At 58.8% G+C, this 25,882-nt stretch carries 24 protein-coding genes and 2 tRNA genes; 14 read left to right on the top strand and 12 right to left on the bottom strand.

Going from position 1 to position 25,882, the window contains the following annotated elements; genetic code table 11:
• Positions 1-48: 48 nt before the first annotated feature.
• The gene (gene ghrA / locus L362_RS18870) at positions 49-987 is read right to left on the bottom strand and encodes a glyoxylate/hydroxypyruvate reductase GhrA (protein ID WP_023343741.1); all 939 of its coding nucleotides are present in this window, start codon (positions 985-987) and stop codon (positions 49-51) included.
• 232 nt (positions 988-1,219) lie between these two features.
• On the opposite strand from ghrA, the gene L362_RS18875 reads away from it, so the two are divergent.
• Positions 1,220-1,307 (top strand) — tRNA-Ser (locus L362_RS18875).
• A 317-nt stretch (positions 1,308-1,624) separates the two neighbouring features.
• On the opposite strand, the gene L362_RS18880 is transcribed toward L362_RS18875, so the two are convergent.
• Complete coding sequence (locus L362_RS18880) at positions 1,625-2,530, bottom strand: LysR family transcriptional regulator (protein ID WP_023343740.1); 906 nt, start codon at positions 2,528-2,530, stop codon at positions 1,625-1,627.
• A gap of 109 nt (positions 2,531-2,639) precedes the next feature.
• Between L362_RS18880 and L362_RS18885 the strand changes: the two genes are divergently transcribed.
• From L362_RS18885 to L362_RS18895, 3 genes are all read left to right on the top strand, one after another.
• Positions 2,640-3,500 carry a pirin family protein gene (locus L362_RS18885; RefSeq protein WP_023343739.1) on the top strand — a complete coding sequence of 287 codons (861 nt, stop codon included), beginning with the start codon at positions 2,640-2,642 and terminating at the stop codon, positions 3,498-3,500.
• 20 nt (positions 3,501-3,520) lie between these two features.
• Positions 3,521-4,198: an isochorismatase family protein gene (locus tag L362_RS18890; protein ID WP_008503510.1), complete on the top strand. Its 678-nt coding sequence runs from the start codon at positions 3,521-3,523 to the stop codon at positions 4,196-4,198.
• A 147-nt stretch (positions 4,199-4,345) separates the two neighbouring features.
• A tRNA-Ser gene (locus L362_RS18895) sits at positions 4,346-4,433 on the top strand.
• Positions 4,434-4,654: 221 nt separating this feature from the next.
• Here the strand turns inward: L362_RS18895 and phoH are convergent.
• From phoH to efeU, 4 genes are all read right to left on the bottom strand, one after another.
• Positions 4,655-5,443 (bottom strand): phosphate starvation-inducible protein PhoH, encoded by a 789-nt coding sequence (gene phoH, locus L362_RS18900; RefSeq protein WP_008503509.1) that lies wholly within the window; start codon positions 5,441-5,443, stop codon positions 4,655-4,657.
• Positions 5,444-5,943: 500 nt separating this feature from the next.
• The gene (efeB, locus tag L362_RS18905; RefSeq protein ID WP_023343738.1) at positions 5,944-7,227 is read right to left on the bottom strand and encodes an iron uptake transporter deferrochelatase/peroxidase subunit; all 1,284 of its coding nucleotides are present in this window, start codon (positions 7,225-7,227) and stop codon (positions 5,944-5,946) included.
• Between the two features lie 5 nt (positions 7,228-7,232).
• Positions 7,233-8,360 carry an iron uptake system protein EfeO gene (gene efeO, locus L362_RS18910; RefSeq protein WP_021240800.1) on the bottom strand — a complete coding sequence of 376 codons (1,128 nt, stop codon included), beginning with the start codon at positions 8,358-8,360 and terminating at the stop codon, positions 7,233-7,235.
• Positions 8,361-8,400: 40 nt separating this feature from the next.
• A complete protein-coding gene (efeU, locus tag L362_RS18915) occupies positions 8,401-9,234 on the bottom strand; it encodes an iron uptake transporter permease EfeU (protein ID WP_023343737.1) in 834 nt (277 codons plus the stop codon).
• A 251-nt stretch (positions 9,235-9,485) separates the two neighbouring features.
• Between efeU and L362_RS18920 the strand changes: the two genes are divergently transcribed.
• Positions 9,486-10,670: a NupC/NupG family nucleoside CNT transporter gene (locus L362_RS18920; protein ID WP_021240801.1), complete on the top strand. Its 1,185-nt coding sequence runs from the start codon at positions 9,486-9,488 to the stop codon at positions 10,668-10,670.
• 70 nt (positions 10,671-10,740) lie between these two features.
• On the opposite strand, the gene L362_RS18925 is transcribed toward L362_RS18920, so the two are convergent.
• Both L362_RS18925 and putP read right to left on the bottom strand, forming a co-directional pair.
• The gene (locus L362_RS18925; RefSeq protein WP_008499814.1) at positions 10,741-11,160 is read right to left on the bottom strand and encodes a DUF3574 domain-containing protein; all 420 of its coding nucleotides are present in this window, start codon (positions 11,158-11,160) and stop codon (positions 10,741-10,743) included.
• Between the two features lie 116 nt (positions 11,161-11,276).
• Positions 11,277-12,785, bottom strand: coding sequence for a sodium/proline symporter PutP (putP, locus tag L362_RS18930; protein WP_008499815.1), 1,509 nt, complete (start codon positions 12,783-12,785; stop codon positions 11,277-11,279).
• Positions 12,786-13,208: 423 nt separating this feature from the next.
• On the opposite strand from putP, the gene putA reads away from it, so the two are divergent.
• Both putA and L362_RS18940 read left to right on the top strand, forming a co-directional pair.
• Positions 13,209-17,171: a trifunctional transcriptional regulator/proline dehydrogenase/L-glutamate gamma-semialdehyde dehydrogenase gene (putA, locus tag L362_RS18935; protein ID WP_023343736.1), complete on the top strand. Its 3,963-nt coding sequence runs from the start codon at positions 13,209-13,211 to the stop codon at positions 17,169-17,171.
• 101 nt (positions 17,172-17,272) lie between these two features.
• Positions 17,273-17,668 (top strand): lysozyme inhibitor LprI family protein, encoded by a 396-nt coding sequence (locus L362_RS18940; protein ID WP_021240804.1) that lies wholly within the window; start codon positions 17,273-17,275, stop codon positions 17,666-17,668.
• Here the strand turns inward: L362_RS18940 and rutR are convergent.
• Positions 17,665-18,303, bottom strand: a complete 639-nt coding sequence (rutR, locus tag L362_RS18945; protein WP_008499819.1) for an HTH-type transcriptional regulator RutR — start codon at positions 18,301-18,303, stop codon at positions 17,665-17,667. The genes L362_RS18940 and rutR overlap by 4 nt on opposite strands.
• 245 nt (positions 18,304-18,548) lie before the next feature.
• Between rutR and rutA the strand changes: the two genes are divergently transcribed.
• Genes rutA through rutG form a run of 7 tightly spaced genes read left to right on the top strand, consistent with a single transcriptional unit; the run spans position 18,549 to position 23,983 of the window.
• Positions 18,549-19,640, top strand: a complete 1,092-nt coding sequence (gene rutA / locus L362_RS18950; RefSeq protein WP_021240805.1) for a pyrimidine utilization protein A — start codon at positions 18,549-18,551, stop codon at positions 19,638-19,640.
• Positions 19,640-20,329, top strand: coding sequence for a pyrimidine utilization protein B (gene rutB, locus L362_RS18955; RefSeq protein ID WP_021240806.1), 690 nt, complete (start codon positions 19,640-19,642; stop codon positions 20,327-20,329). Before rutA ends, rutB begins: the two co-directional genes overlap by 1 nt.
• Before the next feature lie 11 nt (positions 20,330-20,340).
• Positions 20,341-20,727, top strand: coding sequence for a pyrimidine utilization protein C (rutC, locus tag L362_RS18960; protein ID WP_008499822.1), 387 nt, complete (start codon positions 20,341-20,343; stop codon positions 20,725-20,727).
• 7 nt (positions 20,728-20,734) lie between these two features.
• Positions 20,735-21,535, top strand: a complete 801-nt coding sequence (gene rutD, locus L362_RS18965; protein WP_023343735.1) for a pyrimidine utilization protein D — start codon at positions 20,735-20,737, stop codon at positions 21,533-21,535.
• Between the two features lie 9 nt (positions 21,536-21,544).
• Complete coding sequence (locus L362_RS18970; protein ID WP_023343734.1) at positions 21,545-22,135, top strand: malonic semialdehyde reductase; 591 nt, start codon at positions 21,545-21,547, stop codon at positions 22,133-22,135.
• Positions 22,136-22,144: 9 nt separating this feature from the next.
• On the top strand, positions 22,145-22,639 hold the full coding sequence (rutF, locus tag L362_RS18975; RefSeq protein ID WP_023292823.1) for an NADH-dependent FMN reductase RutF: 495 nt from the start codon (positions 22,145-22,147) through the stop codon (positions 22,637-22,639).
• 21 nt (positions 22,640-22,660) lie between these two features.
• Positions 22,661-23,983, top strand: coding sequence for a pyrimidine utilization transport protein G (gene rutG, locus L362_RS18980; protein ID WP_023343733.1), 1,323 nt, complete (start codon positions 22,661-22,663; stop codon positions 23,981-23,983).
• A 73-nt stretch (positions 23,984-24,056) separates the two neighbouring features.
• On the opposite strand, the gene L362_RS18985 is transcribed toward rutG, so the two are convergent.
• From L362_RS18985 to L362_RS18995, 3 genes are all read right to left on the bottom strand, one after another.
• Entirely contained in the window at positions 24,057-24,578 is a 522-nt protein-coding gene (locus L362_RS18985; RefSeq protein ID WP_021240810.1) for a GNAT family N-acetyltransferase, read from the bottom strand.
• Positions 24,579-24,584: 6 nt separating this feature from the next.
• Entirely contained in the window at positions 24,585-24,854 is a 270-nt protein-coding gene (locus tag L362_RS18990) for a type II toxin-antitoxin system TacA family antitoxin (protein ID WP_008499829.1), read from the bottom strand.
• Positions 24,855-24,915: 61 nt separating this feature from the next.
• Positions 24,916-25,833: a DMT family transporter gene (locus tag L362_RS18995; RefSeq protein WP_023343732.1), complete on the bottom strand. Its 918-nt coding sequence runs from the start codon at positions 25,831-25,833 to the stop codon at positions 24,916-24,918.
• Positions 25,834-25,882: the final 49 nt, after the last annotated feature.

Below are 25,882 nucleotides of genomic sequence, written 5' to 3'. Positions count from 1 at the left end.
TTATCAGCGGCGAATATTAGCAAAAACCCGGCGAACGCCGGGTTTCTCTCAGTAGCCGCGCTGTCTGTCAACCTGGCCAGTGACCGCGTTACCCTTCTCCATTTCGCTGATGGTATGGGATATGTACGCCACCGCTTCTGCCGGACGCGTCACGGCGGCCACGTGCGGGGTCATCGCCACGCGCGGATGTGCCCACAGCGGGCTTTCCACCGGCAGCGGCTCACGGCTGTAGACATCCAGCATGGCGCCTTTTAGCTTTCCGCTGTCCAGCGCCTTCAGCAGATCGGTCTCGACCAGATGCACCCCGCGCGCCAGGTTCATCAGGTAGCTCTGATCGGCTAACTGGTTGAGCAAGGTTTCATTGATGATCCCTACCGTTTCCGCCGTGTTGGGCAGCAGGTTGATCAGCACGCGCGTGCCGTTCAGAAAGGCCGGAAGCTCATCCGTTCCGGCAAAGCTCTCTACGCCCGGATAATCCTTGCGGCTGCGGCTCCAGCAGCGCAGCGGGAAGCCCCACGGAGCGAGAGCTTCAGCCACTTTTGAGCCCAGCACGCCCGCACCGAGGATGCCGATGGTAAAGTCTTCGCGACGGTAATCCGGCAGCGGCTCCCAGTGGGCCTGCTGTTTAAAGGCCTGATAGTCATCAAAACGGCGGAACCAGTGCAGCACCTGGCTGACGGCATATTCCTGCATCTGCTGGCCCATGCCGGTATCTTCCAGGCGGAACAGGGGAATCGCTTCCGGCAGCATGTCAGGGTGCGCCTTCAGCTTGCTCAGAATGGAATCCACGCCCGCCCCCAGGGCAAAAACGGCCTTCAGCTTACGGCCCTGGAGCATTTCTACCGGCGGATGCCAGACCAGCGCATAGTCAGCATGTTCGTTATCTCCACGCTTCCACTCGCGAACGCGTGCGCCGGGTAAAGCTGCCGTGAGCGCCTCGATCCAGTAGGCCGTATCAAACGTGGGGTGATAGAAAAGTATATCCATAGTCATTCCTGCCTTTTATTGCGCTGATTTATTTTGCTTTTTAACGAGGTTGTCAGCATAACAAATTTATTGCGCGGCTGTGTTGCTGATAAAAAAGACGCTTTCAGCACAATTAAGAATCATGTTGCCTGAAGTTTGTCTAAACGCGCTAAATTACTGAAAAAGTGAGTTGACGGCAGTTCGGCTTTTCCTTACATTAGCGCCCGTCCCGTCAACAACGGGATGACAATATGGTGAGGTGTCCGAGTGGCTGAAGGAGCACGCCTGGAAAGTGTGTATACGGCAACGTATCGGGGGTTCGAATCCCCCCCTCACCGCCATATTTAAAGAAGAGCTCGCATGAAAATGCGGGCTTTTTTTTCGCATATTGCACGCATGCTGGGGGGATGAGAATCCCCGACCGGGGTTCGACAACTGGCGACAGCCAGTTGGACAGACTGTGAGCGTCGCGAACAGGCTGCCCGCAGGGCGAGCGAAGCGAGTCAATCCCCCCCCTCACCGCCATATTTGAGATGAGAGCTCGTACGAAAGTACGGGCTTTTTTCTTTTATATTCTCCGAAAGGGGGGAATTCGAACCTTGAAACTCCCTGCGCTCTTTATGTCGGGTGGCGCTGCGCTTACCCGACCTACAAAAAGCTACTCCTCCACCATCTTCGCATACTCTTCAGTCAGAAAATCCACCAGCGTCCTGACCGACGGCAGCATGCCGCGCCGCGAAGGATAAACCGCGTGAATCACTTCCCGTCGGGGTTCCCACGCGTCCAGCACCCGTACCAGTTCCCCTGACGCAAGCTGATCCTTCACTATCAATATCGGCAACTGTACAACGCCCACGCCCGCCATCGCTGCTTCCCGCAATGCCAGCATGTCGGTGGTAATAAAGCGCGGTGCGTAGTGGATCTCCGCTTTCGCCCCTTCTGGACCACTGAGCTCCCATTTATGCACCTGTTTACCGGCCCCCATACTTAATCCAGGCCATTCACTGAGCTCGGAAGGCATTCGCGGTTTACCCATACGTTCAATCAACTGCGGACTTGCCACCAGGCAATGCCCCCTGTCAGCCAGCACCCTTAACACCAGATCGCTGTCATCAAACGGACGCGGACGCACGCGGATAGCCACATCAATACCTTCGCCAACAAGATCGACCCGACGATTGGTGGCCTCAAGCTGGAGATTAATCCCGGGGTAGCGCGCCATAAACCGCGCCAGCATCGGTCCCACGTGGACGTGCAGTAACGTGACGGGACAGGTGATCCTGACGACGCCGCGCGGCTCAGCCTGCAGCGCAGCAACGGCCTCCTCTGCCGCTTCTGCTTCTATCAGCATTGCCTTACAGTGCTGATAGAAAGTGTGCCCCACTTCCGTCACCGTAAACTGCCGCGTCGTGCGCTGTATCAACCGTACGCCAAGCCGCTCCTCCAGCTGCGCGATCCTGCGGCTCAGTTTGGACTTGGGTTGGTCAAGCGCCCTTCCCGCCGCCGCAAACCCCCCGTACTCCACTACCTTCACAAACCAGACGAAGTCATTGAGATCCTGCATAAATCCTCATCGTTCTATTTTCAGAACAGTGAATGCCATTTTCACTATCTACCGGGATATTAACCCTGAATATAAGCTAATTACATCAACAGAACATCAGGAGTTAATCATGAAAAACATCACTGGCGTTTATACCGCGCCACGTCAGCACTGGGTGGGCGACGGTTTCCCGGTCCGTTCAATGTTCTCCTATCAGACGCACGGCGAGCCGCTCAGCCCGTTCCTGCTGCTGGACTACGCGGGCCCATACACCTTTCCGGCAGACGGTGCGAAACGCGGCGTCGGCCAACACCCTCACCGGGGTTTTGAAACGGTCACTCTCGTCTATTCCGGTGAAGTGGAGCATCGCGACTCCACGGGGAAAGGCGGCGTCATTGGCCCCGGGGACGTGCAGTGGATGACCGCCGGCGCAGGCATTTTGCACGAGGAGTTCCACTCCAGCGCGTTCTCGCAAAAAGGCGGAGAACTCAAAATGATGCAGCTTTGGGTCAACCTGCCGGCGAAAGACAAGATGGCCGCACCGGGCTACCAGAGCATTACGAAAGCCGACATCCCGGTAGTGACGCTGCCTGACAACGGTGGAACGCTGCGGGTTATTGCCGGTCGCTACGACACAGTGACCGGCCCGGCGCACACCTTCTCGCCGCTCAACGTCTGGGACTTCGCGCTGAACCAGGGAAGCCATCTGACGCTCGCTCAGCCGGAAGGCTGGAGCACGGCGCTGGTCGTGCTTGAAGGCAGCATCACGGTAAACGGTACCGCTCAGGCGGGTGAAGCCCAGCTGGTCGTGTTAAGTCAGGAAGGCGACAAACTGCACCTGGAAGCGAACAGCGATGCAAAAGTGCTGCTGATGGCCGGCGAGCCGCTGAATGAACCGATCGTGGGCTACGGCCCGTTTGTGATGAACAGTAAAGCCGAAATCAACGAAGCCATTCGTGATTTCAATTCCGGCCGCTTCGGCCAGCTCTGAACGTAATAAAGGAGAAGAACATGTCTACACCTGCGAACTTTAATGGAACCCGTCCGGTCATCGATGTGAACGATGCTGTGATGCTCCTTATCGATCACCAGAGCGGTCTGTTCCAGACCGTTGGTGATATGCCAATGCCGGAACTGCGTGCCCGTGCGGCAGCGCTGGCAAAAATCGCTACCCTGGCGAAGATCCCGGTGATCACCACCGCATCCGTCCCGCAAGGGCCGAACGGACCGCTTATCCCGGAGATCCACGCCAACGCGCCGCATGCGCAATATGTTGCCCGCAAAGGCGAGATCAACGCCTGGGATAACCCGGAATTCGTGGCGGCGGTAAAAGCCACCGGACGTAAGACGTTGATCATTGCGGGTACCATTACCAGCGTCTGCATGGCCTTCCCGTCGATCAGCGCGGTTGCGGACGGGTATAAGGTGTTTGCGGTGATTGATGCCTCCGGCACCTACAGCAAAATGGCGCAGGAGATCACGCTGGCGCGCGTTGTACAGGCCGGTGTGGTCCCGATGGATACGGCGGCGGTGGCCTCTGAGATCCAGCGTACCTGGAACCGTGAAGATGCGGCGGAGTGGGCGGAAGTGTACACCCACATCTTCCCGGCTTATCAGCTGCTGATCGAAAGCTACAGCAAAGCGCAGGAAGTGGTTAAAAACAGCGAAGTGCTCGATTCACAGCGTTAATCCCCTGCTCCGCGGCGTAAAAACCGTGGAGCTGATTATTGCTTAACCGAACAGGCACTAAAGCTGAAAATCTGCTTGACCGTGTCAGCGCAACTCCCTATAGTAGCGCCCCGTTGCCCCCCACGCGGTCAGGCAGCAAAACAATATGGTGAGGTGTCCGAGTGGCTGAAGGAGCACGCCTGGAAAGTGTGTATACGGCAACGTATCGGGGGTTCGAATCCCCCCCTCACCGCCATATTCAAGATGAGAGCTCGTACGAAAGTACGGGCTTTTTTCTTTTATATTCTCCGAAAGGGGGGATTCGAACCTTGAAACTCCCTGCGCTCTTTATGCCTGGTGGCGCTGCGCTTACCAGGCCTACGGGTATTGTAGGTCGGGTAAGCGCAGCGCCACCCGACAACATGCCTGCACATAAAACAAAGCCCGGTTTCCCGGGCCTTGAACGCAACTGCACACTCAGTAATACGCTTGTAGCGTGCGCTGGCAGAGCGCCGAGCGCACGCAGTCATCTTTGGTGAAGCGTACCACCCCAATCATCTCATCTTCCTCAAAACGTGACATCGCGTCGCTCAGTCCGGATTTCACGCCGGACGGCAGGTCACACTGGGTAATATCGCCGTTAACGATAACCGTCACGTTCTCCCCGAGGCGCGTTAAAAACATCTTCATTTGCGCAGCGGTCACGTTCTGAGCCTCGTCAAGAATGACGACCGCATTTTCAAATGTACGTCCGCGCATATAGGCGAACGGCGCGATTTCCACCTTGCCAATCTCTGGCCGCAGGCAGTACTGCATGAAGGATGCACCCAGCCGCTTCACCAGCACGTCATAGACGGGCCTGAAGTACGGGGCAAACTTCTCCGAAATGTCACCGGGCAAGAAGCCGAGATCTTCATCAGCCTGCAGTACCGGACGGGTAACAATGATTCTTTCCACGTCCTTATGGATCAGCGCTTCCGCCGCTTTGGCTGCACTGATCCAGGTTTTCCCGCATCCGGCTTCACCGGTTGCAAAGATGAGCTGTTTACTCTCGATAGCATTCAGGTAGTGCGCCTGAGCCTCATTGCGCGCCACAATTGGAGAATTATCACGGCTGTCACGGGCCATGCCAATTGCTTCTACGCCACTCATCTGCACAAGCGAGGTGACCGATTCTTCTTCACGCTGTTTATGGCTACGTGAATCCCGTCTCAGCACACGTTTTGCTTCGCGACGAGCTTTGATCACTGCTTTTTGTCTTCCCATGGATAGCACCTTGAGTTGTTGGTATTCATCACACGCGCCAGCGTCGGCACGATTATGCGCACGAACATCAGAGGGTTGGCTTCCTTGTAAGCCATTGCTTGCACTATCGGATGACGATACGGAACAGCTACGCGCACCGTTCTGCACGTCGGTCGAATCAGATTCTTGAGGGAGGGGGGAAAATTTAGTGGTGAGGAAATCGCTGCCGGAGTCTGAGCCTCCGCGCCGGGTGCTGCGGTTGTTATGTTTACCTTGTCCAGTACAGGACGCAACCATTCGCGATCTCCATAGTGATTCAGCATCACTGCCGGGAACTACCGCTGTCTTATCTTAAGTACATCAGGAGTTATCATAAATGCAACATTTATTTTACCTGAATGCAACTTTTAGGACTGTCCCTACAGTTGAAATCAGTCTCATATAGAAATATTACAGAAATATAACAGCAGGATAGTCATATGAAAAAATAATGTCCCCGCGAACGGTTGCGGGGACAATTATCAGGCTTCAATAAGACCCTGCGCGAGATACGCGTTGCTGTCGCGCACGCCTGGCAGGGCAAAGAAATAGCCGCCGCCGATAGGTTTAATGTACTCTTCCAGCGCTTCGCCGTTTAAGCGCTTCTGTACCGTCAGGAACCCCTTCTCGAGATCGTGCTGATAGCAGACGAACAGCAGCCCCATATCGAGCTGACCGGAATTGGTCACGCCGAGCGAATAGCTGTATCCCCGACGCATCATCAGACTGGACTGCGTCTCTTTGGTACGCGGATTGGCCAGACGAATATGGCTGTCCAGCGCAATCACGTCGCCATTCGGATCGCGGACGTAGTCAGGCACATCATGCTCGTTCTTCATGCCGAGCGGCGCCCCGCTTTGCTTATCGCGACCGAAGATCGTCTGCTGCTCTTTGAGCGGCGTGCGGTCCCAGAACTCCACGTGGAACTGAATAATGCGCACCGCCTGATAGCTACCGCCGACCGCCCATGCCGGTTCGCCCTGATCGGCAGTGACCCACACCACCTCCTTCATGAGCGCACTATCATGGCTGTCCGGGTTGGCCGTGCGGTCCTTGAAGCCCAGCAGGTTCACCGGGGTCTCTTTCCCTTTGCTGCGGGCGGCGTGGTCAGAGATAAACCCTTCCCGCTTCCAGCGCACGCTCAGCAGATCCGGCGTGTGCTTAATGATGTCGCGCAGGGCGTGGATTACCGTGTCCTGCGTATTGGCGCAAATCTGCAGAAGCAGATCGCCGTGGCAGAGGGCGGCGTCCAGGGAATCATTCGGGAAACGCGTCATTTTTTGCAGCGCCTTCGGCTTCTGTTTTGCCAGCCCGTAACGCGCATCAAACAGCGATTCGCCGAGCGAAACGGTAATGGTCAGGTTATCCGGGGCGATGAAAGGCCCCAGAATGCCGGAGTCCATTGGCGGCAGACGCGGGTTCGGCGTATCGGGCGCCGGTCCACCGGCGGTCAGAAACGCGATGCGCGTCGTCAGCAGGCGGAACAGGCGTTCCAGATCGGCTTTATCGCTGGCCAGCGAATCAAAGGCCACCAGCATCATCGACGCCTGCTGCGGCGTCAGAATGCCCGCCTGATGCTCGCCATAAAACGGCTGCGTCTCCATGCGGGCGTTGGGTGACAGCGTGCCGGGCGCGCTTTGCGGTTTCGCCGCGTGCGCCACCGGACACCCGCCAGCCAGAGCAAGCGCGCCCCCGAGCGCCCCTACCCCTTTTAACAACCGACGACGGGAAGGCTCAGCCACGTCGTTCTCGTTATGCTTATTCATCGTGCTTAGTCCAGACCCAGTACGCCACGCAGCAGGGAGAGATCTTCCGCCAGGGCGGTAATCGGGCCTTTCAGCGCGTTACGGTCGGCATCGGTCAGCTTATCGTAGGTCTCAAACCCGTCTTTGGTGCGGTACTTCGCCAGGATGGTGTCGACTTTTTTGAAGTTGGCGTCCACCTTGGCCAGCAGCTCGCCGTTCTCTTTCTGCAGCTGAGGACGCAGCAGGTTAACAATTTTCTGCGCGCCGTCGACGTTTGCCTGGAAGTCCCACAGGTCGGTATGGCTATAGCGATCTTCTTCGCCGCTGATTTTGCTCGCGGCCACTTCTTCAATGAGACCGGCCGCGCCGCCCACCACTTTAGACGGCGGGAAGGCCAGCTCGCTGATGCGCTTTTGCAGCTCCAGCACGTCGCTGTTCAGCTGCTCAGCGTATTTCTCCATCCCTTTGGTGGTGTTGTCGCCAAACAGGGCTTTCTCCAGACGGTGGAAACCGGTGAATTTCGGATCGGCGGCCTTCTGCTCGAAATCATCTTCACGGGCATCGATGCTGCCATCAAGGTCAGAGAACAGCTCGGCGATCGGCTCGATGCGCTCGTAGTGCTGACGGGTTGGCGCATAGAGGGATTTCGCTTTTTCGATATCCCCGGCCTTCACCGCATCGGTAAAGGCTTTGGTTGCCGTCGCCAGCTCCGCCGTCTCTTTCGTGACGTACGCCTTATACGCGGTAATTGCATCGCCCAGGCTCAGCACCGCAGCGCCTTTCGCCGCATCGGCCGTCGCTTCACCTTTGACGATGAGCTTCCCTTTCGGGTTGGTCAGCAGGCCGCAGGTCATCTCATACTCGCCCGGCTGCAGGTTGGCGGTCATCTTCTGGCTAAAGCCAGGGGCGATATTTTCACGCTCTTCCACCACCAGAACGCCTTTCAGGATCTCCCACTCCAGCGCCTTCTGGCTGTGGTTCTGAATAATAAACTGGGTTTTACCGCTGTTCACCGTGAGGGTCATCGGCTCACACTGCTTGTCGTTGACGGTGACCTTAACCTGTGGAACATCCGCGCCCCAGGCGGAGAAAGCAGAAGCGAACAGCGCGGCAATGCCTGCGCATAACGCACTACGACGGAACTGAATTGCCATGACTCTTCCCTTTAAAAGTATATTGTCACTAAATCAAAAATTACGGCGCAACGCGCGACGCCTGCGTGCCGGTACGCGGCGGCATGGCGAACAGCACCAGCGCCGGAACCAGATAAATGAAGTACATCGCCACCTCGCTGACGCTCGGCGTTTCCTGATAGCCGAAGATACCTTCGAGCAGGGTGCCGGTCAGAGAGTGCGAGGAGAGAACGTTGCTGAGGTCAAACGCCACGTCCTGGAAATGGTTCCACAGGCCCGCTTCATGGAAGGCGCGAATCGCCCCCGCCGCCAGACCCGCCGCCACCAGCAGAATAAACAGGCTGGTCCACTTGAAGAACGCGCCCAGGTTCAGGCGGATACCGCCCCAGTACAGCAGGAAGCCGAGCACCACGGCCGTGGCGAGGCCCAGCACGGCCCCCAGCGGCGGCCAGATCCCCACATCCTGCTGAAACGCCGCCAGCAGGAAGAAAACAGACTCCAGCCCTTCACGCGCTACGGCGAAAAAGACCATCATAATGAGCGCCCAGCCGTGGTTGTTCCCCTTCTGCAGCGCGTTATCCACCGCCTGCTCCAGCTGCACCTTCACGTTACGCGAGACTTTACGCATCCAGAACACCATCCAGGTGAGGATCACCACCGCAATCACGGCGACGATACCTTCAAACAGCTCCTGCTCTTTCTGCGGGAACTCGCCGGTGGTTTCGTTAATGAGAATGCCCAGGCCCAGGCAGAGCGCCGCGGCAAGGAATACGCCGACCCACATGACGCCAATCCAGCGCCCGCGCTGGGTTCGCTTCAGATAACTGGCGATGAGGCTCACGATAAGGGCGGCTTCGAGCCCTTCACGTAACATAATGAGAAATGGAACAAACATGCCGACACCTTAAATGTTTATCGCGGTCAACTGATGCAAAGAAAGGTAAATTCTTGTGATAGTGATTATCATTACGACGGAAAGAAAAACAAGCGAAATGTGCGGTGTTTTGATGACGAGTTGTAAACGCAAAGCCTGATAATAGTGACGTACGTAACGTTCAGGTTTATAAGTTATAACGAAAATGCCCATTTACGCTGATTCAGGGCTGTGGCTAAATATCCGCCTCACAACCTAACTGAAAATAAACCATGTTTAAAATTGTCCATTTCCTGCTGGCGCTGGTGATTATTCTTGCGCTCGCCTGGCTTACGAGTTTTGACCGCCGGAAAATTCGGGTTCGTTTTGTTTTACAGCTGATTGTTATTGAAATTGCGCTGGCGTTCTTTTTCCTGCACGCCGAAAGCGGGTTATTCCTGATTAAATACGTCTCAGGATTTTTTGAGTCACTGCTCAAATTTGCTGGCGAAGGCACCAATTTCGTCTTTGGCGGTATGGGTGAAAAAGGGCTGGCGTTCATTTTCCTCGGCGTGCTTTGTCCGATTATTTTTATTTCCGCGCTGATCGGTATTCTTCAGCACTGGCGGATCCTGCCAATTTTTATTCGGGTAATCGGTACGCTGCTGTCAAAACTGAACGGTATGGGCAAGCTGGAATCCTTTAACGCGGTGAGCTCGCTGATCCTCGGCCAGTCGGAAAACTTCATTGCCTACAAAGGCGTGCTGGGCGATCTCTCCTCGCGTCGTCTGTTCACCATGGCGGCCACGGCCATGTCGACGGTCTCCCTGTCGATTGTCGGGGCGTATATGACCATGCTCGACGCCAAATATGTCGTCGCGGCGCTGATTCTCAACATGTTCAGCACCTTTATTATCCTCTCAGTCATCAACCCGGCGCGCCCGGAAGCGGAACCGGATGTTAAGCTCGAAAAACTGCATGAATCCCAGAGCTTCTTCGAGATGCTCGGCGAGTATATTCTGGCCGGTTTTAAGGTGGCGATGATTATTCTGGCGATGCTGATTGGCTTTATCGCGCTTATTAGCGCCGTTAATGCCCTCTTCTCCAGCGTATTTGGCATGAGCTTCCAGCAGATCCTGGGCTATGTATTTTATCCCCTGGCGTGGCTGGTAGGGATTCCGCTAAGCGATGCCTTAAATGCGGGCAGCATTATGGCGACCAAGCTGGTGGCGAATGAATTTGTGGCGATGATTGAGCTGCAGAAAATAGCGCACCAGATGTCCCCGCGCGGGCTGGGGATTTTATCCGTCTTCCTCGTCTCGTTCGCGAACTTTGCCTCCATCGGCATCGTGGCCGGGGCGATTAAGGGCCTGAACGAGCAGCAGGGTAACGTGGTATCGCGTTTCGGGCTGCGTCTGGTGTACGGCGCGACGCTGGTGAGTTTGCTGTCGGCGAGCTTTGCGGGGTTGGTGCTCTGATGCAATGCCGGGTGGCGCGCAGCGATCCCGGCCTACAAAACAACAACGGCGGGAATTCCCGCCGTTTTCATTAAAACTGCACGCACACCGGCTGATCGACACGCATCACCGACTCCTGCGCGAAGCGGGACTTATAAATCCCGCGTAACGCTTCGATGTTCTTCTCGCTCTGCGCATCTTTACCGTGGATCAGCATCAGCGCCTTGCTCGGCTCGCGCGCCACTTTTCCGTCGTTCCCCAGCCACTGCCCGCGGGCATCAAACACCGTTAAGCCATCGCGAAAGCGCGGCGTCACGTCCTGGTCAACAAACTGCTGCCACTCGTTGGGGGTAATCTGCGCCCCGGCAGGACGGTTCAAGCCGAAATAGAGCGTGGTTTGCTGCATCTGGCTATCCGCTTTGCAGGTCTCCACCGCCGCGTGTTGCGATGGCGCGCTGCAGCCCGCCAGCATCAATAATGCCGCCGCCATTAACCCTGTTTTGATTGTCATGCTTCGCTATCCTCATTGTTATAAGCACAGGGATATCACAGGAAAAGACGGATTTTGGCAAGAAAAAAGCCGGGTGCGCTTGCGCTTACCCGGCCTACGGTTTTCCGTGGGAAAAATTATTCCGGCTGCAGCTTAGACGGCGGCGCGGAGTGGTAATGCGCGTCGGCTTCCGCAAAGCGTTTCTGCATGGAGGCAGACGGTGCTTTACCCAGCAGGCTGAAGACCACGATACCGATGCTGCCGAAGATGAAGCCAGGAATGATTTCGTACAGGCCCAGCCAGGCGAACTGTTTCCAGACGATAACGGTCACCGCACCGATAATCATCCCCGCCAGCGCGCCGTTACGGGTCATACGGGACCACATGACGGAGAACAGGACGACCGGACCAAACGCCGCACCGAAGCCCGCCCACGCGTAGCTCACGAGACCCAGCACGCGGTTTTCCGGGTTGGCCGCCAGCGCAATCGCCACCAGCGCCACCAGCAGCACCATAAAGCGCCCTACCCACACCAGCTCTTTCTGGCTCGCGTTTTTACGCAGGAAGGCCTTATAGAGGTCTTCGGTGATTGCACTGGAGCAGACCAGCAGCTGACAGCTCAGGGTGGACATCACCGCCGCCAGGATCGCAGAGAGCAGAATACCGGCAATCCACGGGTTAAACAGAATCTGCGCCAGTTCGATGAACACGCGCTCGGCGTTCTGGTTCACCGCGCCCGCCTGCGCCGGGTTGTTATTAAAGTAGGCGATACCGAAGAAACCGACCGCACACGCGCCCGCCAGACACAAAATCATCCACGTCATGCTGATGCGACGCGCATGAACGATGGTGTGATGAGAATCTGCCGCCATAAAGCGCGCCAGAATGTGCGGCTGACCGAAGTAGCCCAGACCCCAGCCCATCAGGGAGACGATGGCGACAAAGTTCAGCCCTTTCAGCATGTCGACGTTTTCAATGCTCTTCTGCTTGATCACTTCCAGCGATTCGCCAAAGCCGCCAACGGTGAAAATCACAATCACCGGGGTCAGGATCAGGGCAAAGATCATCAGACTTGCCTGCACGGTGTCGGTCCAGCTTACCGCCAGGAACCCGCCCACGAAGGTATAGAGGATGGTCGCCGCCGCACCGGCCCACAGGGCGGTTTCGTAGCTCATGCCGAAGGTGCTTTCGAACAGGCGCGCGCCCGCCACGATGCCGGAGGCACAGTAGATGGTAAAGAACAGGAGGATAACCACGGCAGAGATAATGCGCAGAATGCGGCTGTTATCTTCAAAGCGTCCGGTGAAGTAGTCCGGCAGCGTCAGGGCATTATTGTTAGCCTCGGTATGCACGCGCAGACGGCCCGCCACCAGCTTCCAGTTGATCCACGCGCCCACGGTCAGACCGATGGCGATCCAGCTTTCCGAGATACCGGAGATAAAAATCGCACCCGGCAGACCCATCAGCAGCCATCCGCTCATGTCCGATGCGCCCGCGGAGAGTGCGGTCACCATCGGGCCTAAACTGCGTCCGCCCAGAATGTAGTCGTCAAAGTTTTTCGTGGAACGCCACGCCAAAAACCCTATCAGGATCATGCCAAAAATATAAACGAGAAATGTCACCAGCATCGGTGTGCTAATTGCCATTCAAATTCTCCAAAAGTGTCGAGCGACAACCATCCGGGTTGCCTTGTTATATGATCACCGGAACGAGGTGACGGTATCTTGTGTTTCGGTTGGGCGCGCTATCCTGCCGTATGCGCCCTCCGCTGACAAACGATTTAACACTGCATTTACATCAATTTCATCCCCGGTTTGATACGAGTTTCCTATAGGTTGCACTCGCTCACGCTTTTACGGGTTGCACCTTTGAAAAGTGTTAACTCCCGCATAAAACCAGGCTTTCCGCGACAAAGCCAGCACGTTTTTCCAGCTAACCATTCGTTAACAATCCATTCATTTTCTGGGTTGCAAACCAGGTCACATTTAACACGGTTGCACAAAGTTGCAACATGGTGGATATTTCACGCTAACGACCAAACACGATGAAAGCACAACAGGAGCTTTGGCATGGGTATGACCACCATGGGGGTTAAGCTGGATGACGCGACCCGCGAACGGATTAAGACCGCAGCAACCCGCATTGATCGCACGCCGCACTGGTTAATTAAGCAGGCGATTTTTAACTATCTCGAAAGACTCGAGAGCGACGAGGGCCTGCCGGAGCTGCCTGCCCTGCTCGCCGGTGCCGCCAATGAAAGCGAAGACGCGCCTGCCGCTGGCGATGAAAGCCATCAGCCGTTCCTCGAATTCGCCGAGCAGATCCTGCCGCAGTCCGTCAGCCGTGCCGCCATCACCGGTGCGTACCGTCGCGCCGAAACCGACGCCGTACCGATGCTGCTGGAGCAGGCCCGTCTGCCGGAAGCTATTGCCGCACAGGCGCACAGCCTGGCGTACCAGCTGGCTGACAAACTGCGTAACCAGAAAACCGCCACCGGCCGCGCCGGGATGGTTCAGGGTCTGCTGCAGGAGTTTTCCCTCTCCTCACAGGAAGGCGTGGCGCTGATGTGCCTGGCGGAAGCGCTGCTGCGTATTCCGGATAAAGCCACCCGCGACGCGCTGATCCGCGACAAGATCAGCAACGGCAACTGGCATTCGCACATTGGCCGCAGCCCGTCGCTGTTCGTCAACGCCGCGACATGGGGCCTGCTGTTCACCGGCAAACTGGTCTCGACCCATAACGAAGCCAACCTGTCCCGCTCCCTGAACCGCATCATCGGCAAGAGCGGCGAGCCGCTGATCCGCAAGGGCGTGGACATGGCGATGCGCCTGATGGGCGAGCAGTTCGTCACCGGGGAAACCATTGCCGAAGCGCTGGCGAACGCCCGTAAGCTGGAAGATAAAGGTTTCCGCTACTCCTACGACATGCTGGGCGAAGCGGCGCTGACCGCCGCCGACGCGCAGGCCTACATGGTTTCTTACCAGCAGGCGATCCACGCCATCGGTAAAGCGTCCAACGGTCGCGGTATTTATGAAGGCCCGGGCATCTCCATTAAGCTCTCCGCCCTGCACCCGCGCTACAGCCGCGCGCAGTACGATCGGGTAATGGAAGAGCTCTACCCGCGCCTGAAGTCCCTGACCCTGCTGGCGCGCCAGTATGATATCGGCATCAACATCGACGCCGAAGAGGCCGACCGTCTGGAGATCTCCCTCGATCTGCTGGAAAAACTGTGCTTCGAACCGGAGCTGGCGGGCTGGAACGGCATTGGCTTCGTGATCCAGGCCTACCAGAAGCGCTGCCCGTTCGTCATTGATTACCTGATTGATCTGGCCAGCCGCAGCCGCCGTCGCCTGATGATCCGCCTGGTGAAAGGGGCCTACTGGGACAGCGAAATCAAACGCGCCCAGATGGAAGGGCTGGAAGGCTATCCGGTCTACACCCGCAAGGTCTATACCGACGTCTCTTACCTCGCCTGCGCGAAAAAGCTGCTCGGCGTGCCGAACCTGATTTATCCGCAGTTCGCCACCCACAACGCCCACACCCTGGCGGCCATTTACAGCCTGGCCGGGCAGAACTACTACCCGGGCCAGTACGAATTCCAGTGCCTGCACGGCATGGGTGAACCGCTGTACGAGCAGGTGACCGGTAAAGTGGCGGACGGCAAGCTTAACCGCCCGTGCCGCATTTACGCCCCGGTGGGCACCCACGAAACCCTGCTGGCATATCTGGTGCGTCGCCTGCTGGAAAACGGCGCGAACACCTCCTTCGTTAACCGCATCGCCGACACCACGCTGCCGCTCGACGAGCTGGTCGCCGATCCGGTGCAGGCCGTTGAGAAGATGGCGGCGCAGGAAGGCCAGATTGGCCTGCCGCATCCGAAGATTGCCCTGCCGCGCGAGCTGTACGGCAAGGGTCGCGTCAACTCGGCGGGGCTGGATCTCGCCAACGAACACCGTCTGGCGTCCCTCTCCTCTGCCCTGCTCAACAGCGCGCTGCAGAAGTGGCAGGCGAAACCGATGCTGGAGCAGCCCGTTGCTGACGGCGACATGCAGCCGGTCATCAACCCGGCGGAGCCAAAAGATATCGTCGGCTACGTGCGTGAAGCCACCGATGCGGAAGTGGATCAGGCGCTGGACAGCGCGGTGAATAACGCCCCTATCTGGTTCGCCACCCCGCCGCAGGAGCGCGCCGCCATTCTGGAACGCGCGGCGGTGCTGATGGAAGACCAGATGCAGTCGCTCATCGGCATTCTGGTGCGCGAAGCGGGTAAAACCTTCAGCAACGCCATCGCCGAAGTGCGCGAGGCGGTCGACTTCCTGCACTACTACGCCGGTCAGGTGCGCGATGATTTCGACAACGAAACCCACCGTCCGCTCGGCCCGGTCGTCTGTATCAGCCCGTGGAACTTCCCGCTGGCGATCTTCACCGGCCAGATTGCCGCCGCCCTGGCCGCTGGCAACAGCGTGCTGGCAAAACCGGCAGAGCAGACCCCGCTGATTGCCGCACAGGGCATCAACATTCTTCTGGAAGCCGGCGTACCGGCGGGCGTGGTCCAGCTGCTGCCGGGCCGCGGTGAAACCGTGGGCGCCAAACTGACCTCCGATAACCGCGTGCGCGGCGTGATGTTTACCGGTTCGACCGAAGTGGCCTCGCTGCTGCAGCGCAATATTGCCACCCGTCTGGATGCGCAGGGTCGTCCTACGCCGCTCATCGCGGAAACCGGCGGCATGAACGCCATGATCGTCGACTCCTCCGCCCTCACCGAGCAGGTGGTGGTTGACGTGCTGGCCTCCGCCTTCGACAGCGCCGGTCAGCGCTGCTCCGCCCTGCGCGTGCTGTGCCTGCAGGATGACGTTGCAGACCACACGCTGAAGATGCTTCGCGGCGCGATGGCCGAATGCCGCATGGGCAACCCGGGCCGTCTCACCACCGACATCGGGCCGGTGATCGACGCGGAAGCGAAAGCCAATATTGAAAACCACATTCAGGCCATGCGCGCGAAAGGCCGTCCGGTGTTCCAGGCGGTGCGAGACAACAGCGAAGATGCCCGCGAGTGGCGTTCCGGCACCTTTGTGCCGCCTACGCTTATCGAGCTGGCGAGCTTCGACGAGCTGAAAAAAGAGGTCTTCGGTCCGGTGCTGCACGTGGTGCGCTACAACCGTAACAACCTCAACGAGCTGGTTGAGCAGATCAACGCCTCCGGCTATGGCCTGACGCTCGGCGTGCATACCCGTATCGACGAGACCATCGCGCAGGTGACCGGCAGCGCCAAAGTGGGCAACCTGTACGTTAACCGCAACATGGTGGGTGCGGTCGTTGGCGTGCAGCCGTTCGGCGGTGAAGGCCTCTCCGGCACCGGTCCGAAAGCGGGCGGTCCGCTCTACCTGTACCGTCTGCTGGCGAACCGTCCTGAGAACGCGCTGGGCGTCACCCTGGCGCGTCAGGATGCGGAGTATCCGGTGGATGCGCAGCTGAAAACCGTGCTGACCCAGCCGCTGGACGCGCTGATTAAGTGGGCTGATAATCGTCCAGAGCTGCGTGCGATTGCGCAGCAGTACGGCGAGCTGGCACAGGCCGGTACGCAGCGTCTGCTGCCGGGGCCGACCGGCGAGCGCAATACCTGGACGCTGATGCCGCGCGAGCGCGTACTGTGCGTGGCGGATAACGAGCAGGACGCGCTGGTACAGCTGGCCGCCGCGATGGCCACCGGGTGTGAAGTGCTGTGGCCCGACGATGCGCTGCATCGCGATCTCACCAAACAGCTGCCGAAAGCGGTCTCGGCCCGTATTCACTTCGCGAAAGCCGATGCGCTGCTGACGCAGCCGTTTGATGCCGTGATTTATCACGGTGATTCTGACCAGCTGCGCGAGCTGTGCGAGCAGGTTGCGGCCCGCAGCGGGGCGATTGTTTCGGTGCAGGGCTTCGCGCGCGGGGAGACCAACCTGCTGCTGGAGCGTCTGTACGTGGAGCGCTCGCTCAGCGTCAATACCGCGGCGGCAGGCGGTAACGCCAGCCTGATGACCATCGGTTAATCGTGTAAACTTTCCCCGGTGGCGCTACGCTTACCGGGGCTACAAAACAACCGTAGGCCGGATAAGCGCAGCGCATCCGGCTTTTTTACACGGAGGGGATGATGAAAAGAGTATTTCTCGCAGGTGCAGCGCTGCTGCTGAGCGCCAGCGCGCTGGCCGACGAGTGCGACAAAGCGACCACCCAGCTTGAGCTGAATACCTGCAGCGCGCAGCAGTACCAGGCTGCCGACAAAAAGCTCAACCAGACCTATCAGGCCGCCGTCAAGCGTGCGGAAGCCCCTCAGCGCGAGCTGCTGAAAAAGGCGCAGCAGGCCTGGATTGCCCTGCGCGACGCGGACTGTGCGTTTATCGGTTCGGGGACGGAAGGCGGCAGCGTTCAGCCGATGATCGTGAATCAGTGCCTGGCGGAGAAAACCGTGGAGCGCGAGGCGTTTCTGGCCTCGCTGATGCAGTGTGAAGAGGGCGACTTAAGCTGCCCTCTCCCACCGGGGAACTAGCGCAAGCGGATCCCTTCGATAATCATCCGCTGCACGTTTTCCAGGGTGCTGTGGAAAAACGCTTCGTCCTGGAGCGTTTTTCCGGTCACCGCCTCGACCTGGGCCGCAAAGTCAGCGTAATGCTGGGTGGAGGCCCAAATCATAAAGATCAGATGATGCGGATCGACCGGGGCCAACTTTCCGCTGGCCACCCATCCGGCGATAATGGCCGACTTATCGTCCACCAGCTGCTTTAAATCTCCGGTCAGCTCCGCCTGCAACAGCGGCGCGCCCTGCAGCATCTCGAGGCAGAACAGCCTTGATGCCTGCGGGTAATCGCGCGACACCTCCAGCTTCAGGCGTATGTACTCTTTGATCGCCACCAGCGGGGCCAGCTCCTCGCGGAACGCTTTCAGCGGAGCCAGCCAGATATCGAGGATCTGCTGCATCACCGCGACATAGAGCGCCTCTTTCGACGGGTAATAGTAGAGCAGATTGGTTTTGGATACCCCAGACTGCTCCGCCACCTGCTCCAGGCGCGTGCCGTGAATGCCAAACTGCGAAAAGGTCTCCAGGGCCGCGCTGAGGATCGCCTGCTTCTTGGCGCTCACCGCCTGCGAACGTTTACCTGGTGTTTTCACTGCGCCTTGTGTCATTCCCGCTCTCCTTATTCTGCGTTGCCCTCAGCATAGCAAAACCCCCGTCTCGCCACGACATCCTGCACCCCGATCGCGCATGAATGCCTGTTTTCTGTGCAATGTTTTTGACCAGTTAGTCCACATTTAATTACATCAAACCACCAACCTCTTATTAACACATTAATAACACTGCCATTTTCAAAACTGGCACTGCCTTTGCAAAAACACCGTTACACCTGCGACGTAATGAAGAGAGGTTCGTGATGAAAATTGGCGTATTTGTACCCATCGGCAACAACGGCTGGCTTATCTCGACCACTGCACCGCAATACATGCCGACCTTTGAGCTGAATAAAGCCATCGTGCAGAAAGCGGAGCACTACCATTTCGACTTTGCGCTTTCGATGATCAAGCTGCGCGGCTTCGGCGGCAAAACCGAATTCTGGGATCACAACCTGGAGTCCTTCACCCTGATGGCCGGGCTGGCCGCGGTCACCTCGCGGATCCAGATCTACGCCACCGCAGCCACCCTCACCCTGCCCCCGGCGATCGTGGCACGCATGGCCTCCACCATCGACTCCATCTCCGGCGGACGCTTTGGCGTCAACCTGGTGACCGGCTGGCAAAAACCGGAGTACGAGCAGATGGGTCTCTGGCCGGGCGACGATTACTTCTCTCGCCGCTACGACTACCTGACCGAGTACGTGCAGGTCCTCCGCGACCTGTGGGGTACCGGCAAAAGCGATTTCAAGGGCGACTTCTTCACCATGAACGACTGCCGCGTCAGCCCGCAGCCCTCGGTGCCGATGAAGGTGATTTGCGCCGGGCAGAGCGACGCGGGAATGGAGTTCTCGGCGAAATACGCCGACTTCAACTTCTGCTTCGGTAAAGGGGTTAACACGCCTGCCGCCTTCGCCCCGACCGCCGCGCGCATGAAAGAGGCCGCCGACAAAACCGGGCGCGACGTGGGCTCCTACGTGCTGTTTATGGTCATTGCCGACGAAACCGACGAGGCCGCACGCGCGAAATGGGTGCGCTATAAGGAGGGCGCCGACGAGGAGGCCCTGAGCTGGCTCACCGAGCAGAGCCAGAAGGATACCCGCTCCGGGGCGGATACCAACGTTCGCCAGATGGCCGACCCGACCTCCGCCGTCAATATCAACATGGGCACGCTGGTCGGCTCGTACGCCAGCGTCGCCAGGATGCTCGATGAAGTGGCAGCCGTTCCCGGTGCGGAAGGCGTTCTGCTGACCTTCGACGATTTCCTCACCGGCGTGGAGACCTTCGGCGAACGCATCCAGCCGCTGATGCAGTGCCGCGCCCACATCCCTGCCGTCACGAAGGAGGTGGCGTAATGACGACACTTAACGCACGCCCGGAAGCCATCACCTTTGCGCCGCAGCAGAGCGCGCTGATCGTGGTGGACATGCAAAACGCCTACGCCAGCCCCGGTGGTTATCTTGATCTGGCGGGCTTCGACGTCTCCGCTACGCAGCCTGTGATAGCGAATACCAAAACCGCCGTCGCCGCCGCGCGCGCTGCGGGCATGCTTATCATATGGTTCCAGAACGGCTGGGATGACCAGTACGTTGAGGCCGGTGGCCCCGGTTCACCGAACTTCCACAAGTCGAACGCCCTGAAAACCATGCGCAAGCGGCCCGAACTGCAGGGCAAGCTGCTGGCAAAAGGTGGCTGGGATTATCAACTGGTGGATGAGCTGGTCCCGCAGGCGGGTGATATTGTCCTGCCGAAACCGCGCTACAGCGGCTTTTTCAACACGCCGCTCGACAGCCTGCTGCGCAGCCGGGGCATTCGCCACCTGGTCTTCACCGGCATTGCCACCAACGTCTGCGTGGAGTCGACCCTGCGCGACGGCTTTTTCCTCGAGTATTTCGGCGTAGTGCTGGAAGACGCGACCCATCAGGCCGGGCCGGATTTCGCCCAGAAGGCGGCCCTGTTCAATATCGAAACCTTTTTTGGCTGGGTCAGCAGCGTTGCCGAGTTCTGCGACGCCCTGAATCCCCCGCTCGCCCGTATCGCCTGAGGAGACGCACGATGCCGAAATCCGTAATCATCCCACCGGGCACCAGCACGCCCATCGCCCCGTTTGTCCCCGGCACCCTTGCCGACGGCGTGGTGTATGTCTCCGGCACGCTGCCGTTTGATAAAGACAACAACGTGGTGTTTATCAACGACCCAAAGGCGCAAACCCGCCACGTGCTGGAGACGATCAAAACCGTGATCGAAACGGCGGGTGGCACGATGGAAGACGTGACCTTCAACAGCATCTTTATTACCGACTGGAAAAACTACGCCGCGATTAACGAAATCTACGCCGAGTTCTTCCCCGGCGATAAGCCGGCCCGGTTCTGCATTCAGTGCGGGCTGGTGAAGCCGGACGCGCTGGTTGAGATCGCCACCGTTGCGCACATCGCGAAGTGAGGCAGGCATGAAACTCTCCGTCTCACCGCCCCCGTATGAGGGTGCGCCCGTGGTGGTCCTTATTGCCGGTCTCGGCGGCAGCGGCAGCTACTGGCTGCCCCAGCTGGCCGCGCTGGAGCCGGAGTATCAGGTGGTGTGCTATGACCAGCGCGGAACGGGCACTAACCCCGACGCCCTGCCGGAAGGCTACAGCCTGGCACAGATGGCGGACGAACTGGCCCAGGCGCTGGCTGAGGCCGGGATCGCGCGCTACAGCATCGTCGGCCACGCGCTGGGGGCGCTGGTCGGCCTGCAGTTGGCCCTCGACCGCCCCGACGCCCTCACCGCGCTGGTGTGCGTCAATGGCTGGTTGACCCTCAACGCGCATACCCGCCGCTGCTTTCAGATCCGCGAGCGCCTGCTGCATTACGGCGGCCCGCAGGCGTGGGTTGAGGCGCAGCCGCTGTTTCTCTACCCGGCAGACTGGATGGCCGCTCGCGCCCCCCGTCTGGAGGCCGAAGAAGCGCTGGCGCTGGCCCATTTCCAGGGCAAAGCCAACCTGCTGCACCGGCTCAGCGCCCTGAAAAAGGCCGACTTCAGCCGCCACGCCGCGCGCATCCGCTGCCCGGTCCAGATCATTTGTTCCGCCGACGACATGCTGGTGCCCTCTGTCTGCTCGTCTGAGCTGCAGGCGGCCATCCCGCACAGCCACAGCGCGGTGATGCGTCAGGGCGGCCATGCCTGCAACGTCACCGAGCCGGACACCTTCAACACCCTGCTGCTGAACGGGCTGGCCAGCCTGCTGCACAGTCATGAACACGCTTTATAAGGAGATGTAATGAGCGAAGCCATTAATCCCACCGCGCTGGAAACGCTGTTCACCGGCGCCCGCACCCATAACGGCTGGCAGGATATTGCCGTCAGCGACGAGACGCTGCGCGAAATCTACGACCTGATGAAATGGGGGCCAACCTCGGCCAACTGCTCCCCTGCACGGATTGTGTTTGTGCGAAGCGCGGAGGGAAAAGAGAAGCTGCGCCCGGCGCTCTCCAGCGGCAACCTGGAGAAAACGCTCACCGCCCCGGTTACGGCGATCGTGGCCTGGGACAGTGAATTCTACGAGCGCCTGCCTGAACTGTTCCCGCACGGCGATGCCAGAAGCTGGTTTACCGCAAGCCCCGCGCTGGCGGAAGAGACGGCTTTTCGCAACAGCTCGCTGCAGGCCGCCTACATGATTTTCGCCTGTCGCGCGCTGGGGCTGGACACCGGCCCGATGTCGGGCTTTGACCGCCAAAAGGTCGACGAGGCCTTTTTCACCGGCACGACGCTTAAAAGCAATCTTCTTATCAACATTGGCTACGGCGACCCGGGCAAACTTTACGGGCGCCTGCCGCGCCTGTCCTTCGACGATGCCTGCGGGCTGGCGTAAGGAGCGATCATGACGACACCGGATAAGCAAACCTTTCGCGACGCCATGGCCTGCGTTGGCGCGGCGGTGAACATCATCACTACCGACGGCCCGGCGGGGCTGGCAGGCTTCACCGCCAGCGCGGTGTGCAGCGTTACGGATTCACCGCCCACCCTGCTGGTGTGCCTGAACCGCGGCGCGTCCGTCTGGCCGACGTTCAGCGAAAACCGCACCCTTTGCGTGAATACCCTCAGCGCCGGACAGGAGCCGCTCTCAAACCTGTTTGGCGGCAAAACGCCAATGGAAGAACGCTTCGCCGCCGCCCGCTGGCAGACGGGCGACACCGGATGTCCGCGTCTGGAGGATGCGCTGGCCTCGTTTGACTGCCGCATCAGCCAGGTGGTGAGCGTCGGCACCCATGACATTTTGTTCTGCGACATCGTTTCGATTATTCGCCACCCGGCGCCGCAAGGGCTGGTGTGGTTTGACCGCGGCTACCACGCGCTAATGCGACCCGCCTGTTAAGGCGCTCTAAGGAGACAGACCATGTTCGGATTTCCCCACTGGCAGTTGAAATCGACCTCCACAGACGCTGGCGTGGTCGCGCCGGATGAACGCCTCCCGCTCGGGCAGACGATGGTGATGGGCGTCCAGCACGCGGTCGCCATGTTTGGCGCCACGGTGCTGATGCCGATGCTGATGGGACTCGATCCCAACCTCTCGATTCTGATGTCGGGTATCGGCACCCTGCTGTTCTTTTTTGTCACCGGCGGGCGCGTGCCCAGCTATCTCGGCTCCAGCGCCGCCTTTGTCGGGGTGGTCATCGCCACCACCGGGTTTAACGGCCAGGGAATCAACCCCAACCTGAGCGCGGCCCTCGGCGGCATCATCGCCTGCGGTCTGGTGTATACCCTGATTGGTCTGGTGGTGATGAAGATCGGCACGCGCTGGATCGAACGCATGATGCCCCCCGTCGTCACCGGCGCGGTAGTAATGGCGATCGGTCTGAACCTTGCGCCGATTGCGGTGAAAAGCGTCTCCGGCTCGCCCTTTGAAAGCTGGATGGCCGTCGTGACCGTGCTGTGCATCGGTCTGGTGGCGGTCTTTACGCGGGGCATGATCCAGCGGCTGCTGATCCTGGTCGGGTTGATTGTCGCCTGTCTGGTATATGCCCTGCTGGCAAACGTTTTTGGTCTCGGCAAGCCGGTTGATTTTACGCTGCTGCATCAGGCCGCCTGGTTCGGCCTGCCGAAGGTGACCTCCCCCACCTTTAACACCCAGGCGATGATGCTTATCGCCCCCGTCGCCGTTATCCTGGTGGCGGAAAACCTGGGCCACCTGAAGGCGGTCGCGGGAATGACCGGACGCAGCATGGACCCGTACATGGGCCGCGCGTTCGTCGGCGACGGGCTGGCGACCATGCTCTCCGGTTCCGTGGGCGGCAGCGGCGTTACCACCTATGCCGAGAATATCGGCGTGATGGCGGTGACCAAAGTCTATTCGACGCTGGTCTTCGTGGCGGCGGCAGTGATGGCGATGCTGCTCGGCTTCTCGCCGAAATTCGGCGCGCTGATCCATACCATTCCGTCACCGGTCATCGGCGGGGCATCAATCGTGGTGTTTGGGCTGATCGCCGTGGCCGGGGCGCGCATCTGGGTGCAGCATCGCGTCGACCTTAGTCAGAATGGCAACCTGATTATGGTGGCGGTCACGCTGGTGCTGGGCGCGGGCGATTTTGCCCTGACGCTGGGCGGGTTTACGATCGGCGGGATTGGCACGGCGACCTTCGGCGCGATCCTGCTTAACGCCCTGCTGAGCCGCCGGATGGCCGCTGCGCCGCAGGGCGAGGTGGTGCGTCAGGAGTCGTGAAATCTGAATGTCGGGTGACGGCGATGCCTTACCCGACCTTTATGTTCGCTAAGAACACCTTTATGTCAGGCAATCACGCCTGCTCAAACAGTCGTTCGATAGATTTTGTAGGAAAGAAAAGAGAATGGCTGTTTTCATCCGTCAGCGGTATAAAGCCCTGCTTCAGATAAAATTGTTTTGCCTGGTCGTTGAGTGCATCAACAAATATTCCGTGTACGCCCACCGCCTGCGATGCCAGATAGACAACCCGCATGGCATGTGCGACGAGCGTCGTTCCCCACTCCAGCCCCTGTAAGTCTTTATGTATCGCCAGACGTCCCAGCGTTACGCTCGGTACGTTGCTATAAGGGATCCGACGCTGCTGAGTCTTAGAAGGCAGCATCGCTTTTTCAAAGCAACTACCAGACAACGTGTAATAGCCCAGGACTCGCGGACCATCGCGATCTTTAAGCAAATAGCCTCGTAAAATACGCCCATTGTGCTGACGCACCAGATGTTCTGTGAGGAAGACATTTAGAGAGGGTTCACCACAATCGAAGTCCCTGAAATCATAGTCTTTTCCCTCTGAAAACATTTCGATCGTGAGATTGTCCACGACGCTTCACTCCATGTTTCGAAGACGTTTCGCCGCTCGCTTCAGGCGTTCATTTGGCTCTGGTGGATTGTCGATGGCATCCATCACCGCATTCCAGGATGCTTCGTTTAATACGAGACGGCGGTGCTGCTCGATGACTTCCGCTGCCCGCTCTGACGCACTGTTCACCATAAACTGGGTGATCGTTTGATTCGTCATCGCTGCCGCTTCTTCAATCATTGTTTTATCTTCGTCCGTTAAGCGAAGATCGATACGCTGTTTTTTCAGTGCTGGCATGGTTTACTTCACCGTGTACGGTATTTATCCGTACACATCGTAGATAAACCCGTCTGTTTTTTCAATCTAAACCTTCTTCAGCAGTCATGTCGCTCACCGGGTTCCGACGCTTTCTGAGCTTCAACTCGCTCACCAGCACCCCGGCGACAATAAACGCCGCGCCCACCAGGGCCAGCAGCGGCAGACGTTCCCCGGCGAGTCGCCCAAAAATGCCTGCCCAGACCGGCTCGCCGGTGTAGATGACCGTTGCCCGCGTTGGCGATACGCTGCGCTGCGCCCAGTTCATGGTGACCTGAATAATGGCGCTGAAAATCCCCAACCCCAGCGCCACCACGACCAGGCCGGTGGACATCGGCGGCACGGACTCCCCTGCCGGCACCATCGTCGCAAAGGCCACCAGCGAGGCCGTGGCGAGCTGCACCACCGTCACCCGTTTGACGTCGACCTTGCCCGCCCACGCGCTGATGAGAATAATCTCCGCCGCAATGGCAATCGCCCCAATCAGGGTAATGATCTCGCCCGGCCCCAGCGCCAGAAGATTGTTTTCCGGCCCGGCCAGTAAGATCAGGCCGATAAACGCCAGCACGATGCCAATACAGGACATCAGACCCGGCAGCCGCCCCAGGCACAGCCATTGCAGTAGCGGCACCAGCGGCACATACATGGCAGTGATAAACGCGGATTTGCTGCTGGAGATGGTCTGCAATCCCCACGTCTGCAGGCTGTAGCCCATGGCTATCGCCATCCCAATCGCCACGCCCGCCTTAAGCTCTTTCAGCGTCAGACCCCGCAGCGTTTTAAGGGATATTAGCCCCACGGCTAACGCCGCCGTCGCAAAGCGAAGGCCGACAAAGAAGAACGGATCGCTGAGGGTCACCGCGTACTGAACGGCCAGAAACGTCCCGCCCCAAAACATGGTGATGAGAATGAGGATGGCTTCCTGTGGTTTTACGGAGAACTTAAAGCGTGAGACAGACATGCGGCACCAGCAAATGAGAACAATTCTGTAGTGTGCGTTGCCTTTGGTT

This window comes from Enterobacter sp. MGH 16 (assembly GCF_000493175.1).
Taxonomy (GTDB): Bacteria; Pseudomonadota; Gammaproteobacteria; order Enterobacterales; family Enterobacteriaceae; genus Enterobacter; species Enterobacter roggenkampii.
This window is presented reverse-complemented; position numbering and strand designations above follow the sequence as displayed.